This is a genomic window from Pseudomonas sp. NPDC089407, assembly GCF_044900445.1.
Classification (GTDB): domain Bacteria; phylum Pseudomonadota; class Gammaproteobacteria; order Pseudomonadales; family Pseudomonadaceae; genus Aquipseudomonas.
Map to the genome: position 1 here is coordinate 393 of NZ_JBJDNB010000066.1, position 2,407 is coordinate 2,799.

Annotated in this window: 4 protein-coding genes and 2 pseudogenes; all 6 read left to right on the top strand. The window is 56.4% G+C overall.

The window, feature by feature from the left end:
• A pseudogene (locus ACI2KG_RS28840) lies at positions 1–93 on the top strand (sodium:proton antiporter); the annotation flags it as partial.
• Positions 71–196: pseudogene (locus ACI2KG_RS28845) on the top strand (30S ribosomal protein S10); the annotation flags it as partial. The pseudogenes ACI2KG_RS28840 and ACI2KG_RS28845, both read left to right, overlap by 23 nt.
• A gap of 80 nt (positions 197–276) precedes the next feature.
• Positions 277–912, top strand: coding sequence for a 50S ribosomal protein L3 (gene rplC, locus ACI2KG_RS28850; protein ID WP_003255486.1), 636 nt, complete (start codon positions 277–279; stop codon positions 910–912).
• Positions 913–924: 12 nt separating this feature from the next.
• Complete coding sequence (gene rplD / locus ACI2KG_RS28855; protein ID WP_003255485.1) at positions 925–1,527, top strand: 50S ribosomal protein L4; 603 nt, start codon at positions 925–927, stop codon at positions 1,525–1,527.
• The gene (rplW, locus tag ACI2KG_RS28860) at positions 1,524–1,823 is read left to right on the top strand and encodes a 50S ribosomal protein L23 (protein WP_003255484.1); all 300 of its coding nucleotides are present in this window, start codon (positions 1,524–1,526) and stop codon (positions 1,821–1,823) included. The genes rplD and rplW overlap by 4 nt, the downstream gene beginning before the upstream one ends.
• A gap of 14 nt (positions 1,824–1,837) precedes the next feature.
• Positions 1,838–2,407, top strand: a 570-nt coding sequence (gene rplB / locus ACI2KG_RS28865; RefSeq protein ID WP_404664230.1) for a 50S ribosomal protein L2, incomplete at its 3' end; no start/stop codon positions are given.

The following is a 2,407-nucleotide window of genomic DNA, read 5'->3' on the forward strand; positions in this document are numbered from 1 at the left end:
ATCGCCCGGTCCACCGGCCTGATTGGAGAATCCCTGGACAATTTTGCCGATGCGGCGGTGTACGGGCTTGCCCCAGTACGAGATTCGCACTCATAAGCGTGTTCTGGACATCGTCCAGCCAACGGATAAAACCGTTGACGCGCTGATGAAGCTTGATCTGGCGGCAGGTGTGGAAGTACAGATCAGCCTCGGCTAAGACTTCGGTCTAGTCGTGTAACGCTCTGAAATGGGCGGCCATAGCGGGTGAAAGCCCCGTACACTCATGAGGTTTACAACATGACTATTGGTGTAATCGGTCGCAAGTGCGGTATGACCCGCATTTTCACCGAAGAAGGTGTCTCCATTCCGGTCACGGTCATTGAGATCGAGCCGAATCGCGTCACCCAGTTCAAAACTGAAGAAACCGATGGCTACCGTGCAGTGCAAGTCACTGTCGGCGAGCGTCGTGCTTCGCGTGTGACTGCCGCTCAGGCAGGCCACTTCGCCAAGGCTAACGTTGCCGCTGGTCGCGGTGTTTGGGAGTTCCGTCTTGAAGAAGGCGATTTCCAGGCTGGCGATCTGATCAAAGCTGAACTCTTCACTGCAGGCCAGCTGGTTGACGTTACTGGTCAGTCCAAAGGTAAAGGCTTCGCCGGTACCATCAAGCGCTGGAACTTCCGTGGTCAGGACAACACCCACGGTAACTCCGTGTCGCACCGTGTGCCTGGTTCCATCGGCCAGTGCCAGACTCCTGGTCGTGTGTTCAAGGGCAAGAAAATGTCCGGTCACATGGGCGCCGAGCGCGTGACTGTTCAGTCCCTGGAAGTAGTTCGCGTAGACGCTGAACGCAACCTGCTGCTGATCAAGGGTGCCGTACCTGGCGCTACTGGTGGCGACGTGGTTGTACGTCCAGCTGTCAAGGCTCGCGGTTAAGGGGAAACTGACATGCAACTTAATGTAAATGACGCTCAGGCGATCGAAGTTTCCGAACTGACTTTCGGTGGCGAATTCAACGAGACGCTGGTTCACCAAGCAGTCGTGGCCTACATGGCCGGCGGCCGTCAGGGCACCAAGCAGCAGAAGACCCGTTCCGACGTGGCTGGTGGCGGTAAGCGCCCATGGCGTCAGAAGGGTACTGGCCGTGCTCGTGCTGGTACCACTCGTGGTCCGATCTGGCGTGGCGGTGGTGTAACCTTCGCAGCTCGCCCTCAAGATCACTCGCAGAAGCTCAACAAGAAGATGTACCGCGCAGCACTGCGCTCCATCCTCGCTGAGCTGGTGCGTAGCGACCGTCTGGTCGTGGTTCAGGACTTCGCTGTTGAAGCACCGAAAACCAAAGATCTGCTGAACAAGCTGAACGGCATGGGTCTGAGCGATGTATTGATCGTTTCCGACGCTGTTGATCAGAACCTGTACCTGGCTGCTCGTAACCTGCCGCACGTCGACGTACGTGACGTACAGGGTTCCGACCCGGTCAGTCTGATCGCATACGAGAAAGTGTTGATCACTGTCTCGGCCGTGAAGAAATTCGAGGAGCTGCTGGGATGAACCAGGAACGCGTATTCAAAGTCCTCCTTGGCCCGCACGTTTCCGAGAAGGCTACCGTTCTGGCTGAGAAGAAAGGCCAGTTCGTATTCAAGGTTGCTACCGATGCAACCAAGCTGGAAATCAAGAAAGCTGTCGAAGGCCTGTTCAACGTAAAAGTTGAAAACGTGTCGACTGTTAACGTTCTGGGTAAAACCAAGCGTACCGCACGTGGTCTGGGCAAGCGTAATGACTGGAAGAAGGCGATCGTCTCCCTTCAGCCAGGCCAAGATCTCGATTTCAGCAGCAGTGCTGAGTAAGGAAGGGGTGCATCATGGCAATCGTTAAATGCAAACCGACTTCCCCTGGCCGCCGTTTCGTGGTCAAGGTGGTCAACAAGGAGCTGCACAAAGGCGCTCCTCACGCACCGCTGCTCGAGAAGAAATCGAAGTCTGGTGGTCGTAACAACAATGGCCGCATTACCACTCGTCACGTTGGTGGTGGTCATAAGCAGCATTACCGTCTGGTCGACTTCCGTCGCAACGACAAAGATGGCATCCCAGCCACTGTCGAGCGTATCGAATACGATCCAAACCGTACTGCTCACATCGCCCTGCTGTGCTACGCAGACGGTGAGCGTCGCTACATCATCGCCCCTAAAGGCGTGAGCGCTGGCGACCAGCTGATCGCAGGTGCCCTGGCCCCAATCAAGGCCGGTAACTCCCTGCAGCTGCGCAACATCCCAGTAGGTAGCACCATTCACGGCGTCGAACTGAAGCCGGGTAAAGGTGCTCAGATCGCTCGTTCCGCTGGTGCTTCGGCTCAGCTGATCGCTCGTGACGGCGTATACGTGACTCTGCGTCTGCGTTCCGGTGAAATGCGTAAAGTACTGGCTGAGTGCCGT

What these genes read in the sequence shown, in the direction of transcription:
- rplC (WP_003255486.1), top strand. Translation starts at nt 277, where the DNA reads ATGACTATTGGTGTAATCGGTCGCAAGTGCGGTATGACCCGCATTTTC.
- rplD (WP_003255485.1), top strand. Translation starts at nt 925, where the DNA reads ATGCAACTTAATGTAAATGACGCTCAGGCGATCGAAGTTTCCGAACTG.
- rplW (WP_003255484.1), top strand. Translation starts at nt 1,524, where the DNA reads ATGAACCAGGAACGCGTATTCAAAGTCCTCCTTGGCCCGCACGTTTCC.